The organism is Marmoricola sp. URHA0025 HA25 (assembly GCF_054059435.1).
The window spans coordinates 3716649-3733830 of sequence record NZ_JBSSCD010000001.1; the positions used below are offsets into that span (position 1 = coordinate 3716649).

The window sequence follows — 17182 nt, forward strand, 5'->3', positions numbered from 1 at the left end:
ATAGTTCGCAGCTCAGCGCGACGAACCGATCGAAAGTGGATGTGCTGTGCGAGTCAAGCGGTCACGAAGACCCCGTCGACTGAGCGCGGTTCCGGCGGCGGACCTGGTCATGGTGCTTCCCATGGGGGAGTGGGATCGAGCCAGGCTCGGCAGTCAGTGGACCGCGTCGACCCAGTCCTCCAGCTGGGTGAAGTCGATGTCACGGCTGATGACTTCAGCGGTGATCACCACCCCCGATGCCGAAGTTGGATCCTCGACAGCGACCCGGGTGACCAGCGGCAATCCCAGGTCGTCGCGAACATCAGTGACCGCCAGCGCCTGGTGGAACCGCGCGATGTTCAGCAGGGTGGACAGGCTTGCCGCCTCGCCGGCCTCGTCGCGGACCAGGACCACGTCAGCCCCTGCGGCAAGGAACTTCTTGCCGAGCTCAAGAATCGCCTCGGCGGCGGCCACCGCGCCAGCCGCCGCGAGCCTCGCCGGACCAGGAAGGACGCTGACCAGCGCAACGCGGTCACCGAGGCTCTGTCGGAGTCTCTCGGTCGCCACGACCGCAGCAAGTGCGTGCGGTCCGCCGGAGAGCCCAGCGGACGACGCCTGCTCCAGGAGGACCAGGTCGTCGCTGACGGGGACGCCGTCCGGGGCGACCGCGTCAACGAGGTCCCTGATGCCGTTTGCGAGCTGGGTCGGGTCCTCCAGGAAGTCTTCCCAGTCGCGCTCCTGAATGCGGGCTGCCGCGGCGAGGGCGAGCGGCACGGCCAGCGTGCCCTCGCCCCCGCCGAGCAGGGTGCGGACGAGAGTCCGACTCATGGGCGCATCACGGGGGTGACGACGTCACCCTCGGGCCACGACCCGAAGAACTCGAGGATGGAGTCGTCCGGCTTCCGTTGCGACCACTCGGCCTCGAACTCGTCGTAAGGACGACCCCGGCCGAGCCGGGCATGGACGACCTCGGCACGAAACGCCTGGGTCGCCTCATCGTCGACGCGGACCGCCTCCGGGTCGATGATGACGGCGTACAGGTCCTTGGCGTTCTCGATGGAGACCAAGCCCTTCATCACGTCGCGCTCGACTGCGGCCGGCTCGCGGTCCACGGGGTCGCCGTACCCGGTCCCGCCGGTCGAGAGACCGACGATGACGCTCTGACCGTCCATGACTGGGTGGATCGCGCTGCCATACGGCTGGGACACGACTTCGCCACCGAAAGCCCCTTCGAGGAGCGCCTCGAGTGTCAGCGTTCCGGACTCGGCAGCGGCAAGCGCCTCCTTGACGTCGATGCCGTTGAGCACGATGCCTGGCACCGTCGGCTGGGCGTACCCACCGAACAGGGGCTGCGGGGTCTGGATCGACGAGTTGTCGGCGATCGCCATCTCGAACAGCATCGGCACGTGGTGCGTCACCCACAGCTGCGCCGTACCCACGCCGCCGCGGTACTTGCCGGCCCCGCCTGAGTCCTTCCAATGGGAGGAGAACGGGATGAGGAGCGGGAACTCGTTCTCCATCGACTCCACGTCCGGCGCCCGCCCGAAGGCACACCACGGGAACCCGTACGCGTCCATGCCGTCCTTGACGGCACGAGCGCCCTGGCCCTCGGTGTTGATCGGGTACGCGATCATGTCGGCGAAGTTCGCGCCCCACTGGCTTACGCCCGCAAGGACGACCGCGTTGCCGCCGTTGCCCTGGCTGGATGCGACCTGGCCCCACTCATCGGACCCGAACCGGGCCCGGGAGATGCAGTTCGCGACGGCACTCATCGCCCCGGTCGCCGCCATGACCGAGCAGGACGTCGCAGCCCGGGCGTCCGGCGACAGCATGGTGTTCGGCGGGAAGATGAAGTCGATCGGCTGGAACGTCGCCGAGCTGACCGGGAGGTCGTGGAAGACATACTCGTAGATGTAGTTCGCCATGTGCCCGATCACTGCCTGCGGGTGGGCGTTGTACGACGAGGGCGTCTCCGGGCTCGTACCGGCGAAGTCGAAGGTCAGGGTGTCGCCCTTCTTCGTCATCGTCATCGAGCAGTTCCTGATCAGCCCCGGCTGGAGGCCGGCTGCGTCGCTGAACGTGACCGCCCTGTATACGCCGTCACTCCAGTGCTTGATGCGCTTGCGCGCACCCGCCTCGGCCTCCTGCAGCATGCGGCGCAGGAGTCCGACGACGAAGTCCTTGCCCTCGCGCTCGAACATCTCCAGGAGCCGGACGCGGACACGGTCGGCGGTCGTCGCCCGAGCACGCATGTCGACCGTGACGTTCGCTTCGGCGCGGATACCGAAAGCAGCGAACATCTCGAGGACGTCGTGGCTGATCTGGAAGTTCTGCCCGACCCGCATCGGCGGGAGGTTCATGCCCTCCTCGAACCGGGACTTCGCCGTGAGCGGCATGCCGCCCGGTTCGATCGCGCCGGTCTCGGTGGTGTGCGAGAGCGCGGCGGTCCACGCGACGAGCTCACCCTCGTAGAAGACGGGCATGATGGCGACCTGGTCCGGGTTGTGGATACCGCCGTAAAGGGCATCGTTCGTGTACCAGACGTCCCCGTCGTTGATGCCCGGGTTCTGCGAGTGCCGGCTGATGATGTACTTGATGACGATCGGCGGGATGACCGCGTGCAGGTACGTACCCGCCGAGGCGTTGACCAGGTCGCCCTGGGCATTGAAGATCGCCACGATCGAGTCGCCGGCGACGCCCATCGACGACCGCGAGCTCCGCATGAAGATCTCGTAGCCTTCGTCGAGGATGTCGGCCGTGCGCTGGACGCCGATCTCGTAGTCGCCGGACTGCACGAGCTGGACACACTTGAGCTCGTACTCGCTCGGCTCGCTCACCTTCAGCGCACCAAGCTTCTCTTCCAGTGTGGGGTAGCTCATCGTGCAACCTCCGGTCGGTTGACTGCCTGGTTCTCGAGGATGCCAAGTCCGTGCTGGTCCATGCGCAACTGCTGGTGCGGCGGCACGACGATCGTCGAGAACTCCATCTCGACGATGCCGGGGCCGACGACGACGTTCCCCGGCTCGAGGCTGTCGAACGCGAATACCGCGGTGTCCACGCGCTCGCTGAGCTCGGGCCAGTAAGCCGACCGGCTGCCGGTTACCGCGGCAGTCGGGTCCGGAGTGGTGAGCTCGTGGACCTCGAGTGCCAGCTTCTCGGTGATCACCGTCGCCTTGAGGATGATGCCGTCGATGTAGACACCACCCGGCTTGTTGACCACGTGCGGGCTGAACGCCTCGGCGAACTCCTTCTCGAAGTCGTTGTAGACCCGGTTCGCGTCGTCGTCGGACTCGATCGTCAGGACGGGAGCGGAGACCCGCTTCACCTGGACCAGTCCGCCGTAGAGCATGTCCAGCTCGAGGCTGAAGACGGTCTTCGCGTCGGAGAGGCCCTCGGCCTCCAGGTCCTTCTTCGCCTTGTCCAGCATGACTCCGACCCGGGCGTTGAAGTCCTCACGGTCGAGCACGATCTCCTGGGTGACCGGAGCCATGAACTGCATGCGTCCGCTCTGCTCGTAGACGTGCATGATGTCCATCACCGAGCTCCCGAGAGCCGAGAACACCGGCGCCTCCGGGAAGATCACGGCTGCGGGAACGTCTTCGCGGTAGCCGGCGACGTGCGTCGGACCACCACCACCGAAGGCGAACAGGGCGAAGTCCTCCGGGTGGTAACCGCGCAGGTGCACCTCCCGCTTGATGGCCGACGCCATATTCGACTCGACGATGCGCCGGATCATGGCCGCGGCCTCGTCGACGCTGAGTCCGAGCGGCTCCGCGATCTGCGTGCGGATCGCATCGACGGCCTTCTCCTTGTTCAGCGCCATCTTGCCGCCGAAGTACCCGTCAGGCGCGATGTACCCGAGGACCACGTCCGCGTCGGTCACAGTCGGCTCCGTGCCACCAAGGTCGTAACAGACCGGCCCCGGGTAGGAGCCGGCCGACTTCGGGCCCACCTCGAGGCGTCCGCCGAGAAGGTCGTTGATCCAGGCGATCGAGCCGCCGCCGGCACCCATCGTCGCGGTCTGCAGCATTGAGATGCCGACCATCCACCGGTCGATGATGGGCCGGAACTCGTACGACCGAACCGAGGCGTCGACCACCATGCCCGTGTCGAAGCTGGTCCCACCGACGTCGGACGCAATCACGTTCCGGTAGCCCAGAGCCTGCCCGATGTGGAAACAACCCATCAGACCGGAGACAGGCCCGCCGTTGAACGTCCGGCTCGCAGTGGTCTTGAAGATCTCCGCGCTGCCGCCGGAGTTGTGGGTCAGCAGGAAGGTGCCGGAGTAGCCGTTGTTGCGCAGCTGGTCCCAGGTCGTCTCGAGCTCGAACTTGATGCTCGTCTGCAGGTATGCGTCCAGGATCGCGGTCATCGTGCGCTCGTACTCGCCGACCTTTCCCACCACCTCGTGGGAGAGGATGACCGGAAGGTAGCCGACGTGGAACCCCTTGTACTCCTCGCGGATGATCTTGCGAACCAGCCGCTCGTGCTCCGGGTTCGCAAACGACCAGAGCAGGGAAACCGCGATGGCACGTGCGCCGTTGTCGACGAGCTGTCGCAACTTGGCACGCACGTCGTCCTCGTCGAGCTTGCGGAGCACGTTGCCCTTGGAGTCGATCCGCTCGGCGACCCCCACGATCATGTCGCGCTCGACCAGCGGCGTGGGCTTCTCCTGCACGGCAAGGTTGCGCCGCTCGCCGATGCGTTTGCCGTCGGTCCACTGGGCACCACGCCCGATCAGCACGGCGTCCTCGTGACCCTCGGTCGTGATCAGGCCGAGCCGTGGGCCCTTGCGCTCGATGAGGCGGTTCATTGCCACAGTGGTGGAGTACCGCACGATCTCGACCTCGGGGAGCACATCCTGCAGCGGACGGCCGAGCTGCTCGGCGCCCGCATTGAGGACGTTGAGGAAGCCTACGGAGAGGTCATAGGGGGTCGTCGGAGACTTCGCCACATAGCGCCGGTCGTCCCACGTGAGGACGAGGTCGGTGAAGGTACCCCCGACGTCGATGTCGATCGCCTTCATCGTGCTACCTCCAGCCTTCCGTCTTCGTTGATGCGAACCTCGCCGGCGGCGAGTCGTGCCTTCAGGGAGTCCACGTCGAGCGACGTGTCCTGGGTGAGGGGGTGCCCGGGTGGGAGGTACTCGCTCTCCACCTGACGCCCGCAGCCGGGGCAGTAGAACTCGATGATCCGGATCCAGTCACTCTTCGGCGCGAAGGTGTACTCGCCCTCCAGGACCGGCTTGTGGATCTCGCGCGGGTCGCGCTCGGCGACGAGCAGGCCGCGTTTGTAGTTCTCGCGCAGGTTGCCCAGGTCACGGCTGCAGTCGTGGCAGTGCCACCGCTCCGTCGTCAGGTCTGCGTCGAGGTACTCGGCCACGCGAAGCAGGGTGCTCGACATGGTCAGGCCTCCTTCCAGGTGAGCTCGGCGTCGCCGAGGTTGTCGGTGGCGAGGGTCCAGCCGTGGGTCACGAGCCACGTGTAGGACCCGCCGTCCACCAGCAGGGGACCGGACAGCTCACCACCAGCGACGTCGGCTGCCGCGTAGGTGTGGATCGTCCCGTCAGTGCCGTAGACCGAGCTGCGGCTGCCGCTCGGCCGGCCGCTGCCACCGTTCGCGACCTTCGGCTGCTCGAGTGTCGGGAGCGGGTAGCGCGCCGTCAGCTTCACCAAGGTCGGTTCACCGTCGACGTCTCCGGTGAGGGCGCTCGGCGAGCCGCCCTCGCCCGCCGCGGCGGACTCGCCTGCACGCAGCTCCCACTCGAGCGTGGCCCGCTCCGGAGCGAAGCCCTCGCCCCGGAGATCACGGTGCGCCTCGTCGACGAGTGCAGCTCCGACGGATTCGAGCCGGGATGCACCGGTGAGCGCGGACTCGTAGACGTGGACCACGTCAGAGATGGCGGACCCGACTGCGGAGAACACGTTGCCGTACTGGAAGAAGCGTGCGCGTTTCGCGCCGAGTCGCGCTGCCACGGCGGTCACGAAGAGGGGGCCGTTGCCACCGTAGGCGTAAACGACACACTCGCTGGGGTCCCATCCGACCTCCTCGGCCGTCTCGCGCGCGAGCCGGGCGACGTCGTCCCAGGCCGCCTCGACGACTGCTCGCGCGGCGGCGGCGGCGTCGACCCCGAGGGGCTCTCCGACGTGCTTCAGGAGAGCCTTCTCGGCCCGTTCCACGTCGAGCTGCCGCTTGCCGCCGAGGAAGCCATCCGGCTTGACGAAGCCGGCGACGACGAATGCGTCGGTAATCGTGGCGTTCCGCCCACCCAGGCCGTAGGCCGCAGGACCTGGCGCGGCACCCATGCTGTCGGGCCCGAGTGTGACGACACCGTCGGCGACGCGGGCGACCGAGCCGCCGCCGAGGGCGATGGAACGCAGGAGCGGGAACTCGAACTTCAGGGGAATGTCGAACAGGTCCCCCTCGGCCTTCAGCACGACCTGACCGTTCTCGACCGCACTGGCCTTCGCGGTCGTTCCACCCACGTCGATGGCGATCACCTTCGCGTCGCCGACCTCTGCGGCCCGGTTCGCGCACGCGTAGGTGCCGAACACCGGCCCGGACTCGATGGTGTCGAACGCCTTGGTCTTGCCGATCCTCGCAACCCCGCCCTTGATGTGCCCGATCAGGACGTTGCCTTGCCAACCGTGCTGCTCGCGCACGATCTCCTCAGCCCGGTAAAGCGTCGAGGCAAGAGAGGGGTGCACGTACGCGTTGATGAGGGACGCGATGGTGCGGGTGCTGTCGTCAGGACGCAGCATGACCTCGGTGCCGGCCAGGGCCGGGATGGAGCCGAGGAAGTGATCCGGGTAGTCCTGACCGATCGCCTCGACCACCCTCATCTCCGAGGAGTTCTCGGGGAAAGCGCCGGCCAGGCTGATGTTGATACGGCGGATACCCCGGTCCAGCAGCGACTTGATGGCCATCCGGACCTCGTGCTCGTCGGCGTCCGAGCCGATGCCGGTGATGTCCTCCGCCGACACGAGGGAACCGATGACGGTCCCGGCCGCGGCCGCGTCGTACAGGTCGTGCTCGTGACCCTTGGTGACGAGCAGGCCGAGCTTGGGGCCGACGCGCTGGGCAAGGACGTTCGAGGTGATGGTCGAAGACCAGCGAATGACCTCGACCTCCTTCAGGAAGGCACGAAGGCTGTCGAACCCGAGCTCGTCTCGGGCGGCCTCGAGGATGTCGACGAAGGCAATGGTCACGTCGTGCGGGGTGGTTTCCACCTTCAGCGACACGACCTTGCCCTCACCGCTGACGAGGCCGTCAGTCATTGTGCCGCCAGTGTCGATGTCAACGTTGTACATCGCTGGGGACTCCCATCGGTGTGGTCTGGAACCTGCAGCGGAGCTGGGTTCGCGCCCTCAGGTGAGCGGCGCACTGCCGATGTTGTGTCCCCCGTCACACGGCGACAAGACGTTGCACCAAAGGCCGCGCGCCAGGTCGAAAGAGCTGCACTGAAGGTCGAACCGTGCGTCGTGGGGTGGTCCGCCGTGACGCGGTGCCGCGGGCCCGCGGTCAGGACAGCAGCGCGGTGGCGCGGAACTCGCGCGGAGTGGTGCCGAACTCTGCCTTGAACCCACGTGCGAAGACGGTGGCATTGGTGAGTCCGTGTGCCGCTGCAACTCTCCCGATCGAGCGGTGCGCGAGGCGCGGGTCGGACAGGTCGCGACGGATCTGCGCCAACCGGTGCTTGCGCACCGCCTCCATCACCGTCAACTCGTCGCCCACGAACAGCTGGTGCAGCGTTCGGATGGACACTCCGATGGCATTGGCGATCGCGGTCGGATCCAGGTCCGGCTGGTGATGGTGCTGCTCGATGTGCAACATCACCTGTTGGCGGAGCACAACCTCCGGGCGGTCCACGTTCCATGGGGTTCCGAACTCGGAGCGAACAAGGGTGGCGATGAGGTCGGCGGCGTTCTCCCCCAGCGCCGGCGCAGCGGCACTGGTCTCTAGATCGGAACGTCTGGCCGCGAGGTCGAGGAGGAAGTGGGAGACGACGCCGGGAATCCCGTCCCCGCCGCGCATCGTCACGGCTGTCAAGGTTCGCAGCTCGGCGTCCGAGCGCCGAAGCTTCAACTTGGGGAGCAGGAAGACGTGCCAGTGGAATCTGTCCTCCATGACGAGCGTGAAGGGACGCGAGCTGTCGTAGAGGACCATGTCGCCGCTGTTCAGCACGGCCTCACGGCCGTCCTGCACAAGGATCGAGCTGCCGCGCGTCGGAATGCCGATCTGGACCGTCTCGGGGTCACCCTTGCGGACGTCGTTGTCGTCACGGACGTAGACGTGGTCGCCGCCGACGACCTCGCGCACGGCGAGGTCGCCCATCCGCGAGCACGACATCGCCGCCTTGGGCTGCGCGTCGCTCCGAGGGTCGATCTTGACCGGCAGGATCTGCTGGCAAACGGTCTCGAGCCAGAACGCCATGCGGTCTCCCTCGGAGGTCTGCCTCGTGTCGAACAAATCCACGGTCGGGTCCTCGATTCGCTCACTACAACCTAGTGTGAGCCAGGCCACAGTGAAGCGGTGTGCCGCTCAACGGAACGGCTCGCACCGGGCGCGTTCGGCGTCAGCTCTCGGGTGCACCGATGGACGCATGGGTCAGCCGAGCCGGCGAGCCAGCGCCGCTCCCCCGCCGGCAAGCGCTGCAGCCTTGGCCCTGCATCCGGCTCCTTCCGGGCCGCCGTGGAGGAGCTGACAATGGTTTGGGCTCGTCCCTCTCGACGACCGTGGCGGTCGTTCACGGCACTCTCGGGCTGCGGACCAGTCCCCGTGCCGACCGCGCCCGCCGCCGCCGCCGAATTGAGGCTCGCCATCGTCGCCGCATGTCCGAGTGCGTCAAGCAGTTGCGCGGGCACGGGCTCGATCCGGTTCTCGCGGACCGCGATGGCGATGAGGTCGCTGCGGGCCGCGTCGTCGGTGTCGGGCGCGAGCCCATCTTCGATGTCCTGGGCAAGTCGTCGTACGACGGCACGAGACGGTGCGACGAGGCCGTGATCGCGGAGCGCGGGCCGGGTGGCTTCGGCGAGCTCGGCGGCGGCGTCGACGTAGTGGGTGATGACTGGCATCACATCGCCTCCTGTCCGGATGCGCAGGCGCTCGCCCGCTACCCACAGAAGGCATTCCAGGTCGTCCCGGTGCTCACGCAGGCGCGAATCTGACCTCATCGGCCACCTGGGACGACAGCGTCAGCCGAATCGCCGAGGCCGACGGTTGGGCAGCCGGTGAGGCGGAGGCGGCAGAGTTCCGCCGCGGCGACGGCGGGCGGCGTCGACGGCCACCAGGACGGCCTCGCGGACGAACGCGGAGCGTGATGAGGCGCGGCCCAGCTGTCTGCGGTCCTCGACAATCGCCTCCCGGACCTGCTCGAGCAGCTCGGCGGACAACGGGTACATCTGGTTGAACCCGCGCCCGGGCGTGACCTCAGGCAGCTGCGCGGCACAATCAGCTCTGGTCCGCGGATCCATGGACGCGTGCTCCTCGAGGGCCTGGCGCAGCCAGTCGACGAAGAACTCCGGGCCGGCCGGCGCGGCGTCGAGGTCGGCGATGTACGCCGACCGCGCCAGCTCGTACACCTCGCGCTGCCAGTAGACGCCTGTCCGGACCATCCCAGCGGCGGACGGCGCGGCCGGGGCCTCGGGGCTCTCAGTCACGCAGCCACCCGGCTAACACCAACACCGTTGCATTCCCGGTGCAGGTCCTGCTCGTCGTCTCTCCCGTCACTGTGCCATTCCAGCTCACCAGAGCATCGAGGGCGAAGCGCGAACCCGCCCGTGAGCGCGGGCGGCATCCGGCACGCGGCTGTCCACACCCGTCACCAGAGCCCGTCCTTTCCGAAGTCCCGGGACCGACAGGCCCAAAGAGAGGCCGGTTTTCGAAAGACTGATCTTGGCAGTTAGTTCTATTAGTTACAAGGAGCAGTCTGCCATGACCGACTAGATGACCGACCAGTCGATTCACACCCGTCCCGTTGACCAGAGCACCGGCGGGATCCAAGTAATCTCCCGCGCGACTCACATGCCCCCGGGCGATCCGGGAGGTTCGTGAAGCCAACGGACCCACACCGCTCGCTCCCGAGGCGTGGCGGGAAGCCTTGCTCAGCCCACTCTGGGACTCTGGAGCAGATTCCTAAGTACGAGACGGCGCTTGTTCGCCCTGTGCTGCTCGACCCAGGCCGTGAGCCGCCTTGAGTAGCAGCGCGCCCAGCTCCGGCACCCTCTCGGGACCGAATCGAGCTTCAATTCCAGTCAGCGTCAGGGCGCCCACCGGCCGGTTTCCAGCGAACACTGCGGCGGCCATGCCCCAACTGCCGGGGACGATCAAGCCCGGGTTGAGACTCCACCCGACGTTGCGAGTTTGCTCCAGCCTGGCCTGGATTGCCCCGGCTGAGTGCGACTCGCCGTAGGCCGCGGTCAAGTCGCGTGATCGGAGGTACTCCTCGATCTCACCTTCAGGAAGGAAAGCAAGCACTGCTATCCCGGCCGAGACCACGCCGAGCGGAAAGCGCACGCCCTCGTACAAGACGTGCGAACGAATCGGGAAGGCTCCGTCCTCCCGGAGGAGACACACGGTCTCGTCACCGCGAACAGTCGAGAAGAAGGCGCTTTCACCGGTTGCCTCCGCGAGGCGGCGCACCCAAGGTCGGGCGACATTGCGAAGGTCGTACCTACCCGAGGCCATCGTGCCGAACAGGTAGAGCTCCGGGCCAAGCAGCCACCGGCCGGCGTCATCACGATCAACCAAGCCCTGGGCCGTAAGCGACGTCAGGATCCGGTGGATGGTCGCCCGAGCAAGGTCGACCTCCCGGACGAGGGCCGCTGTCGTCGCACCATTCGGCTCCTGCGCGGAGAGTGCACGCAGGACCGCTGCGACGCGACCGATGACATCGTTTGGGGTGTCCATTGAGTGAACATCTTAGATTCAAATGACTCATCTGACGGGAGATCTGCGTCAGTTCAACGGTCAGTCGTTGACCACATACGGACGATCACATTGGGTTCTTCCATGGATAAGGTCAGTGACTCCCCAGCGGCAGCAGTCGCTGACATCCCGAGCGGCGCCGCCCTCGCGGTGGGCGGCTTCGGTCTCTGTGGCATTCCCTCGGTGCTGCTCCAGGCGATCCTGGAAGCGGGCACCAATCAGCTCGAGGTCGTGTCCAATAACGCAGGCATCGACGACTTCGGTCTGGGTGTGCTCCTCAGCTCCGGTCGGCTCCGGCGCGTGATCGCGTCGTACGTGGGGGAGAACAAGGAGTTCGCCCGGCAGTACCTCCACGGCGAGCTCGAGGTGGAGCTCACCCCGCAGGGCACCCTGGCGGAGCGGATGCGGGCCGGCGGCTCGGGCATCGCGGCGTTCTTCACCGCGACCGGCGGTGGCACCCAGGTGGCCGAGGGCGGACTGCCGTGGCGATACGACACCGAGGGCAACGTGATCGTCTCCAGCCCGCCCAAGGAGACGAGGGTCTTCGGTGAGCGGGAGTACGTCCTGGAGGAGGCGATCGTCGCGGACTTCGGCCTGGTGCGCGCCTGGAAGGGCGACCGGCACGGCAACCTGGTCTACCGCGACTCCGCCCGCAACTTCAACCCGCTGGCAGCGATGTGCGGCCGGCTCACGATCGCCGAGGTCGAGCACCTCGTCGAACCGGGTGAGCTCGACCCCAACGACGTACACACGCCCGGCGTCTACGTGCAGCGGGTGGTGGCACTGACGCCGGAGCAGGCCGCCGACAAGAGGATAGAGAAGCGCATCGTCAGGAAGGAACCGGCATGAGCTGGACGCGCGAGCAGATGGCCGCCCGGGCCGCCGCGGAGCTGACCGACGGGTCGTACGTCAACCTCGGCATCGGGCTGCCCACGCTGGTCCCCAACTATGTCTCCGACGATGTCGAGCTGGTGCTGCAGTCGGAGAACGGCATCCTCGGCGTCGGCCCGTACCCCTACGCCGGCGAGGAGGACCCGGACCTGATCAACGCCGGCAAGGAGACCGTGACGCTGCGACGTGGGGCGTCGTTCTTCGACTCCGCCACGTCCTTCGGGATGATCCGCGGCGGCAAGATCGACGCCGCGATCCTCGGCGCGATGCAGGTCTCGAAGACCGGTGACATCGCCAACTGGATGATCCCGGGGAAGATGGTCAAAGGGATGGGCGGCGCGATGGACCTCGTCCACGGCGCCAAGCGGGTGATCGTGCTGATGGAGCACGTCGCGCGCGACGGGTCCTACAAGATCGTCGAGGAGTGCACGCTGCCCTACACCGGCCGCAAGGTCGTCCAGCGGATCATCACCGACCTCGCGGTGATCGAGGTGGAGGCGGACGGGCTGCACCTGGTCGAGCTCGCCCCGGACGTCACCGAGGACGAGGTCCGCCAGAAGACCGAGCCCGAACTCCTGGTCACGTGACTTCGGCAATGGGTGCCATCATGGCGAAGGTAGGCAACAACAGAGCTCTGAAGCCCCACAAGTGGTTCCAGGTTGTCGAGCTAGGTTCTTGGAGTCGCGAACTCAAGGCTGAACGGCGCGTCCACGCAAAGTCGTTCGGTACGACAATGACTGCTTGCGGTCGAAGCGCACTGAACATGCGCCGAGACTGGGACGTCGCCTTTGAACCTTGATTGCGAGACAGATGCGAGGAGTGCGTCGACGCCATGTCCAGCGCGATCATCCCGACCTAGGCAACCTGGTCCATCGCTCGTCAGACACCGTCACCGGGGAGCAGCTGGTCGGTCCGTGGCGCGTCGAGTGTGTGGCGCGCCGCATCAAGTGCCCTTGTGATGATGACCTACGAAAAAGACCCTAGCGGGCTGCCCAGGTCGTGGCGGCGCACCGCCCACTCGCGCCGGTTTGCGCAGCGCGCTCGACGGCTCGACATGGCCCGGCGCGATCCGCTGACACAGCGGATTGTCACAGCGGTCACCGAGCTGCCGCGTCTCTGCCAACGACTCGATCCCGTGCACCACGGCGTACGCGAACCGGTGAGCGATGATCACTCGCCCCGGCGCGAACCAGAACCCCCCGTGCCCAGCTCTGCGCCTCCCGGCGCGACCGGCCCGAGACCGCTCCGGTCCACCACATGCAGTCGTTTCCCGGCACGGTCACGATCTTCGACCGGTACCGCGCCGGCCGCACCGGATCGGCCAGCGCCACCGCGAGCGCGGCAACGCCAGCCTCATCCATCCGGCGTACCGGCACGGACTCCCCCGACTCAGACAGACGCCGTCACCGGGTCGCGGCTCGGCTTTGCCGTCGCCGCCACGGCTGCCCGCTTCTTCTCGTGCACGATCCGCCGCAGCCGGGTCGCCTCGCGCTCATCCAGCGCGTCCCCGCACCACTCGACCGCTTCGCTCAGGCTCAGCCCCTCAGCCTCGGTCATAGTCCGCAGCGCCTCCCCCGCGCGCCGCTCGGCCTGCTCGACCACCTGGTTCCGCTCCGCGACCGCAACCATCACCGTCACCGCGAGGTCCTCGATCCGCTTGTCCCGGGCTTGCGCGTCCGCCCGCCGCTTCGTCTGCGCATCACGCGCGGTCCTGCGCGCCTCCGCGACCAACGCTCGCTGGCTCTTCTCGCTCATCGGGGGTTCCTTTCACACATCCGGTTCGGACTCTGTCACCCGCCTACGACATTGCGAGCCGCCCTCGTGCTCACCACCGACCACATTTCTCGCCGAACCTTTCGCGCTCGACCACAAGCCATCAGCCCCACCCGACTCAACCGGCTACCCGACTCCCAGCCGACCAACGTTCCCCCTCCCCGAACGCAGCCAGCGATCGACAACACACCTCCTGCATGACCGGCCGAACCGTAGCGTGAAGGAGACCCGATTCGGCCCTGTTCACCGGAGGTGCAAAAGGTGTGTCCTCTCCTTTCAGCTCCTTGAGTATCGGAGTCCGAAAGTGGGTCTAGCTCGGCGGGTTCAGTGGGGTCACCCGAACTTGAGCCTTTCCATCGGGCTCAGCTCTGGAGTACTTCATGTCCACATGCACGCGAATGCTCAAGCGCCGACCCGCCTGCCGGGCTGCCCAGTTGAAATCGACGACGCGTTGAGTCGGCTGCGCGTCGATCCGAGCCACGTATTCGCCCGCAGCAGCTAGCGCGTCGGCGATCTCCGCCACCAGCGCTTCTGACCGGGCGCGGCGCTCTGCATCGCTGTTGACCGCAAGGAAGCGCTCCCGCCTGCCACGAGTGGTCATTCCTATCCCTTTAAGCGCCGCGTCCTCTGCCGGGCCTAAAGTCGGATTCCAACCGACCCGGCGCGAGACTGCCGCCGCGTGCTTGGAACCGGCGCGGGTCCGTGGGAGACCGCATCGACAAGAGTCGGAGGGAGCGCGGGGTCGAGCCCGCGCCGGTGCATGGACGGTAGAACCGATGAGAGTCGTTACCGTGAGGTAGTACCGGAGTGTGGATGTGGTCCACGCCACAGTGTGTCGGGGCCCGACCGAATGCCCTCGATCTCAGCTGGCCGAGTCGGGAACCGGCCGGCGAGCGAGTTCCGCCAACCGCGCCGCACGAGAGCCACCACAACCCAGCGCCTTCTGGATCTGCAGACGCGATGCGCGGCCACCAGAAGCCGCGGCGTCCAGGGCACGGATCCGGTCCACCGCAGCGCGGTCATCTACGCCAGGCCGAGGGCGTGCCGGCTGAGCGCTGACGTTCGCCGACTGGCTGACCGGCCGCCTGCCGGAGATGCCGTCGGCAGGCCGGCCGCTCGCGACCACGCCGTTGCCGTTGCCGGACGGCCCAATGGTCCTAGCCGAAACAGCCCACCGGCGCACACCGGCATGCGCCTGAATCGCTTCGCGGTCGCTACGGCGCGTGAGACCAGCAAGAACCTCGATGCCGAGCGCCAGCGCGACCGGCGGCCAGGCGGCTACGGCCCTGGCCGTTGCCGTTGGCTCCGCCGATGCCACGTTGGCGGCCAGGGAAGCAACAAGACCGAGCGCCAGCAGCAGCCAGGTCAGTGGTGCCGGCCGGCGGCCGGCACGGGAATCGGCCAGCAGCACCGAAACGGCAGCCACGACGGCACCGTCGATCGAAACTGGCAGCAGCCACGACGTCAGCTCGCTCTCGCCGGCTCGCAGAGCCAGAGCGCGGACATGAGAGAGGCTGATCACCGCAGCGGTGATCGCTACGAGCCCCACGCCGAAAGACGCAGTTCGTGCAGCACGGTGGTCTGCGGTTGCCATGGTGACAGAGCACCTCCCGAGCGTTGCTCTTTACGGTCTGGGCAACCGAGTGGAGCAGCTGATGCCCCGTTGCACAGCAGGCCGCCGAGAACTTGTGGACAATCGGCCTGGTGAGCCGACTTGTCCACCTGCCATCGGCTACTGCTTCAGGTGCTCTAGATGCGCCGTCAAGAGTCGGACGAGTTCATCGAGCACCAAGCGGCCCTTGTCGGCAGACGCGAGCGAAGGGCGGCCGACAATTCCGGAGCGCGAGTAGGCACCAACGCCGAGCTGATGAAGGTGCGTGCGCTCCGGAGATACCCAGTCATCCGCACCATTTCGGACTTGATCGGGCGCCGCGTGGAGCAGGATCGATGTCTCGAGCTCGCCGCCGTGCATGTCCTCATGGTTCGAGGTGACCAGCCCCCCCGCCTTGCGGGCCTGCTCCCAATCGTCGCGATGCGGGAAGAGCGCCATCCGCCTCGCACCGACGTTGGCCTCCTGGACCACATTGCCGAGGACGTAGTTGCCGCCGTGACCGTTGACGAGGATCAGTTTGCGAATGCCACCGCGCTCGAGTGAGTCAGCGATGTCGCGGATGACGGCGTGCAGGGTCGGAGCGCTGATGCTCACGGTCCCGGCGAAGTCGCTGTGCTCGTGGGAGCAGGAGATCGTGATCGGGGGCAGGAGCATGAGGTCGTAATGCTCACTGACGGCCTTTGCGATAGTGCACGCGACGATCGCGTCCGTCGCGAGCGGGAGGTGGCTGCCGTGCTGCTCGAAGCTCCCTACGGGGAGGACGGCAATGCTCGCGCTTCGGTCTGCTTCGTCGGTTGACGTGGCGGTGGGCAGGAAGTCCACCTCTCCTCCTCGGCGCCTCAGTCCGGCTTGCCCGCGTAGCTCCGGAACTCAGTGACCACCGTAGACCGACGATGGCGAGCAAGTCTCTTCTCGAGGCTCTTCAGCAGCGCCAGCGTCCGCGCGGATGAGGCAACCGCGGCGAGGTCGAGGGCCCGCTTCCCGAGTTCGCACGCGATGTCGATCTCGCCTCGGGTTGCTTCCACAATCGCCAGCCGAGCGACGGCCAAGCCTTGATCGCGTCTGAAGCCGTCCGGCCAACTCGAGACGGCCTCCGACAGTCGGTCAGCGGCGAGGTCGTACGAGCGGAGTCGAGCCGCCGCGGCACCTGTCTCCATCAGCACGTAGGCCGGCGTGCAGTACGCCAACTCGTTGGGCGTGTCCTCGCCGTCCGTGACCACCAGACCGACGGCCGTCTCGGCCGCGCGGTCGCTTTCGGGCGCGTTTCCGCTCAATGCATGGGCAATCGCAAGCTGGCGGGCAATCACGGCCTGCAGCTTGAGGTTCAGTTGCGCTGCGTCTCGCCCCGACGCGGCCTCGGCCAAGTTGACCGCGCGCAGCGGCTCACCTCGCTCAGCGGCGACGGCACTCTTCCGCATCAGCAAGTAGGCTCGGGCCTGCGCGTCGTCAGAGCCCTCGATGAAGTCCAAGGCTCGGTCAGTCCAGCGCTCGGCCTCCAGAAGATCACCAGCGTCCTGACAGAGCCAGCCGGCGAACTCGGCGAACCGCGAACACAGCGCCATAATCTCGCCGCGCAAGGAACCGCGTGCGTTCAACGCCAGTTGCTGGAGCTCGACAACATGCTGGACCGAAAGCCCGATCAAGTGACCGGGCCCCACGGCGTTGTCAGTCCGGGTGTACTCGTTGAGAACGCCCCGTAGGGACTCGACGAGCTCGGCCGAGGGCCGGCCGAGGGCGCCGGCACGCGGCTCCCACAGCGTTGACTGCGACCGCAGCCCCAGGTCCGCGGGCGTCGTGCCGTAGACCTCGGCCAGCAATGACGAGTACAGGTCGTCCGGCTCGATATGGCCGTTCTCCCAGCGGGAAACCTGGGTCTTCAGACTTGCGCGGGTCGGCGGCCCGATGCCTCGCGCGGTGCATGCACGCTCGAGTTCCGCAACAAGATGCAACTGTGACCAGCCGCGTGCCTGACGTGATGCCTTGAGTCGTGTCTCCACTGCT

16 protein-coding genes are annotated in these 17182 nt (G+C 67.1%); 3 read left to right on the forward strand and 13 right to left on the reverse strand.

Features of this window, described 5'->3' with window-relative positions; all coding sequences use genetic code 11:
* Positions 1-153: 153 nt before the first annotated feature.
* The 6 genes from ACVW00_RS18295 to ACVW00_RS18320 all read right to left on the reverse strand — a co-directional run bounded on the left by ACVW00_RS18295 (position 154) and on the right by ACVW00_RS18320 (position 8412).
* Complete coding sequence (locus tag ACVW00_RS18295) at positions 154-807, reverse strand: hypothetical protein (RefSeq protein WP_457112322.1); 654 nt, start codon at positions 805-807, stop codon at positions 154-156.
* Positions 804-2858: a hydantoinase B/oxoprolinase family protein gene (locus tag ACVW00_RS18300; RefSeq protein WP_457112323.1), complete on the reverse strand. Its 2055-nt coding sequence runs from the start codon at positions 2856-2858 to the stop codon at positions 804-806. The genes ACVW00_RS18295 and ACVW00_RS18300 overlap by 4 nt, the downstream gene beginning before the upstream one ends.
* Positions 2855-5005 carry a hydantoinase/oxoprolinase family protein gene (locus tag ACVW00_RS18305; RefSeq protein WP_457112324.1) on the reverse strand — a complete coding sequence of 717 codons (2151 nt, stop codon included), beginning with the start codon at positions 5003-5005 and terminating at the stop codon, positions 2855-2857. Before ACVW00_RS18305 ends, ACVW00_RS18300 begins: the two co-directional genes overlap by 4 nt.
* On the reverse strand, positions 5002-5382 hold the full coding sequence (locus tag ACVW00_RS18310) for an acetone carboxylase subunit gamma (RefSeq protein ID WP_457112325.1): 381 nt from the start codon (positions 5380-5382) through the stop codon (positions 5002-5004). Before ACVW00_RS18310 ends, ACVW00_RS18305 begins: the two co-directional genes overlap by 4 nt.
* Positions 5383-5384: 2 nt before the next feature.
* Positions 5385-7289, reverse strand: coding sequence for a hydantoinase/oxoprolinase family protein (locus ACVW00_RS18315; RefSeq protein WP_457112326.1), 1905 nt, complete (start codon positions 7287-7289; stop codon positions 5385-5387).
* Between the two features lie 211 nt (positions 7290-7500).
* Positions 7501-8412: an AraC-like ligand-binding domain-containing protein gene (locus tag ACVW00_RS18320; protein ID WP_457112327.1), complete on the reverse strand. Its 912-nt coding sequence runs from the start codon at positions 8410-8412 to the stop codon at positions 7501-7503.
* Positions 8413-8810: 398 nt separating this feature from the next.
* Here ACVW00_RS18320 and ACVW00_RS18325 point away from each other — a divergent pair, with 398 nt between their 5' ends.
* The gene (locus tag ACVW00_RS18325) at positions 8811-9146 is read left to right on the forward strand and encodes a hypothetical protein (RefSeq protein WP_457112328.1); all 336 of its coding nucleotides are present in this window, start codon (positions 8811-8813) and stop codon (positions 9144-9146) included.
* A 27-nt stretch (positions 9147-9173) separates the two neighbouring features.
* Here ACVW00_RS18325 and ACVW00_RS18330 read toward each other — a convergent pair whose 3' ends face one another.
* Positions 9174-9638, reverse strand: a complete 465-nt coding sequence (locus ACVW00_RS18330; RefSeq protein ID WP_457112329.1) for a hypothetical protein — start codon at positions 9636-9638, stop codon at positions 9174-9176.
* Positions 9639-10113: 475 nt separating this feature from the next.
* Positions 10114-10887 (reverse strand): IclR family transcriptional regulator, encoded by a 774-nt coding sequence (locus ACVW00_RS18335; protein ID WP_457112330.1) that lies wholly within the window; start codon positions 10885-10887, stop codon positions 10114-10116.
* Between the two features lie 102 nt (positions 10888-10989).
* Here ACVW00_RS18335 and ACVW00_RS18340 point away from each other — a divergent pair, with 102 nt between their 5' ends.
* Together ACVW00_RS18340 and ACVW00_RS18345 are read left to right on the forward strand one after the other, a co-directional pair.
* Positions 10990-11754, forward strand: a complete 765-nt coding sequence (locus tag ACVW00_RS18340) for a CoA transferase subunit A (RefSeq protein ID WP_457112331.1) — start codon at positions 10990-10992, stop codon at positions 11752-11754.
* On the forward strand, positions 11751-12383 hold the full coding sequence (locus ACVW00_RS18345; protein WP_457112332.1) for a CoA transferase subunit B: 633 nt from the start codon (positions 11751-11753) through the stop codon (positions 12381-12383). Before ACVW00_RS18340 ends, ACVW00_RS18345 begins: the two co-directional genes overlap by 4 nt.
* Before the next feature lie 802 nt (positions 12384-13185).
* On the opposite strand, the gene ACVW00_RS18350 is transcribed toward ACVW00_RS18345, so the two are convergent.
* The 5 genes from ACVW00_RS18350 to ACVW00_RS18370 all read right to left on the reverse strand — a co-directional run bounded on the left by ACVW00_RS18350 (position 13186) and on the right by ACVW00_RS18370 (position 17178).
* Entirely contained in the window at positions 13186-13551 is a 366-nt protein-coding gene (locus ACVW00_RS18350) for a hypothetical protein (protein ID WP_457112333.1), read from the reverse strand.
* 328 nt (positions 13552-13879) lie between these two features.
* The gene (locus ACVW00_RS18355; RefSeq protein WP_457112334.1) at positions 13880-14170 is read right to left on the reverse strand and encodes a hypothetical protein; all 291 of its coding nucleotides are present in this window, start codon (positions 14168-14170) and stop codon (positions 13880-13882) included.
* Between the two features lie 261 nt (positions 14171-14431).
* Positions 14432-15163 (reverse strand): DUF2637 domain-containing protein, encoded by a 732-nt coding sequence (locus ACVW00_RS18360; RefSeq protein ID WP_457112335.1) that lies wholly within the window; start codon positions 15161-15163, stop codon positions 14432-14434.
* A 138-nt stretch (positions 15164-15301) separates the two neighbouring features.
* Positions 15302-16003: a creatininase family protein gene (locus ACVW00_RS18365; RefSeq protein ID WP_457112336.1), complete on the reverse strand. Its 702-nt coding sequence runs from the start codon at positions 16001-16003 to the stop codon at positions 15302-15304.
* A gap of 17 nt (positions 16004-16020) precedes the next feature.
* Positions 16021-17178, reverse strand: coding sequence for a helix-turn-helix domain-containing protein (locus ACVW00_RS18370; RefSeq protein WP_457112337.1), 1158 nt, complete (start codon positions 17176-17178; stop codon positions 16021-16023).
* Positions 17179-17182 lie beyond the last annotated feature (4 nt).

Excerpts from the sequence above, each read along its gene's own strand:
- ACVW00_RS18325 (WP_457112328.1), top strand. The coding sequence starts at position 8,811 with ATGTCCGAGTGCGTCAAGCAGTTGCGCGGGCACGGGCTCGATCCGGTT.
- ACVW00_RS18305 (WP_457112324.1), bottom strand. The coding sequence starts at position 5,005 with ATGAAGGCGATCGACATCGACGTCGGGGGTACCTTCACCGACCTCGTC.
- ACVW00_RS18310 (WP_457112325.1), bottom strand. The coding sequence starts at position 5,382 with ATGTCGAGCACCCTGCTTCGCGTGGCCGAGTACCTCGACGCAGACCTG.
- ACVW00_RS18360 (WP_457112335.1), bottom strand. The coding sequence starts at position 15,163 with ATGGCAACCGCAGACCACCGTGCTGCACGAACTGCGTCTTTCGGCGTG.
- ACVW00_RS18335 (WP_457112330.1), bottom strand. The coding sequence starts at position 10,887 with ATGGACACCCCAAACGATGTCATCGGTCGCGTCGCAGCGGTCCTGCGT.
- ACVW00_RS18340 (WP_457112331.1), top strand. The coding sequence starts at position 10,990 with ATGGATAAGGTCAGTGACTCCCCAGCGGCAGCAGTCGCTGACATCCCG.
- ACVW00_RS18300 (WP_457112323.1), bottom strand. The coding sequence starts at position 2,858 with ATGAGCTACCCCACACTGGAAGAGAAGCTTGGTGCGCTGAAGGTGAGC.
- ACVW00_RS18295 (WP_457112322.1), bottom strand. The coding sequence starts at position 807 with ATGAGTCGGACTCTCGTCCGCACCCTGCTCGGCGGGGGCGAGGGCACG.
- ACVW00_RS18345 (WP_457112332.1), top strand. The coding sequence starts at position 11,751 with ATGAGCTGGACGCGCGAGCAGATGGCCGCCCGGGCCGCCGCGGAGCTG.
- ACVW00_RS18350 (WP_457112333.1), bottom strand. The coding sequence starts at position 13,551 with ATGAGCGAGAAGAGCCAGCGAGCGTTGGTCGCGGAGGCGCGCAGGACC.
- ACVW00_RS18315 (WP_457112326.1), bottom strand. The coding sequence starts at position 7,289 with ATGTACAACGTTGACATCGACACTGGCGGCACAATGACTGACGGCCTC.
- ACVW00_RS18355 (WP_457112334.1), bottom strand. The coding sequence starts at position 14,170 with ATGACCACTCGTGGCAGGCGGGAGCGCTTCCTTGCGGTCAACAGCGAT.
- ACVW00_RS18320 (WP_457112327.1), bottom strand. The coding sequence starts at position 8,412 with ATGGCGTTCTGGCTCGAGACCGTTTGCCAGCAGATCCTGCCGGTCAAG.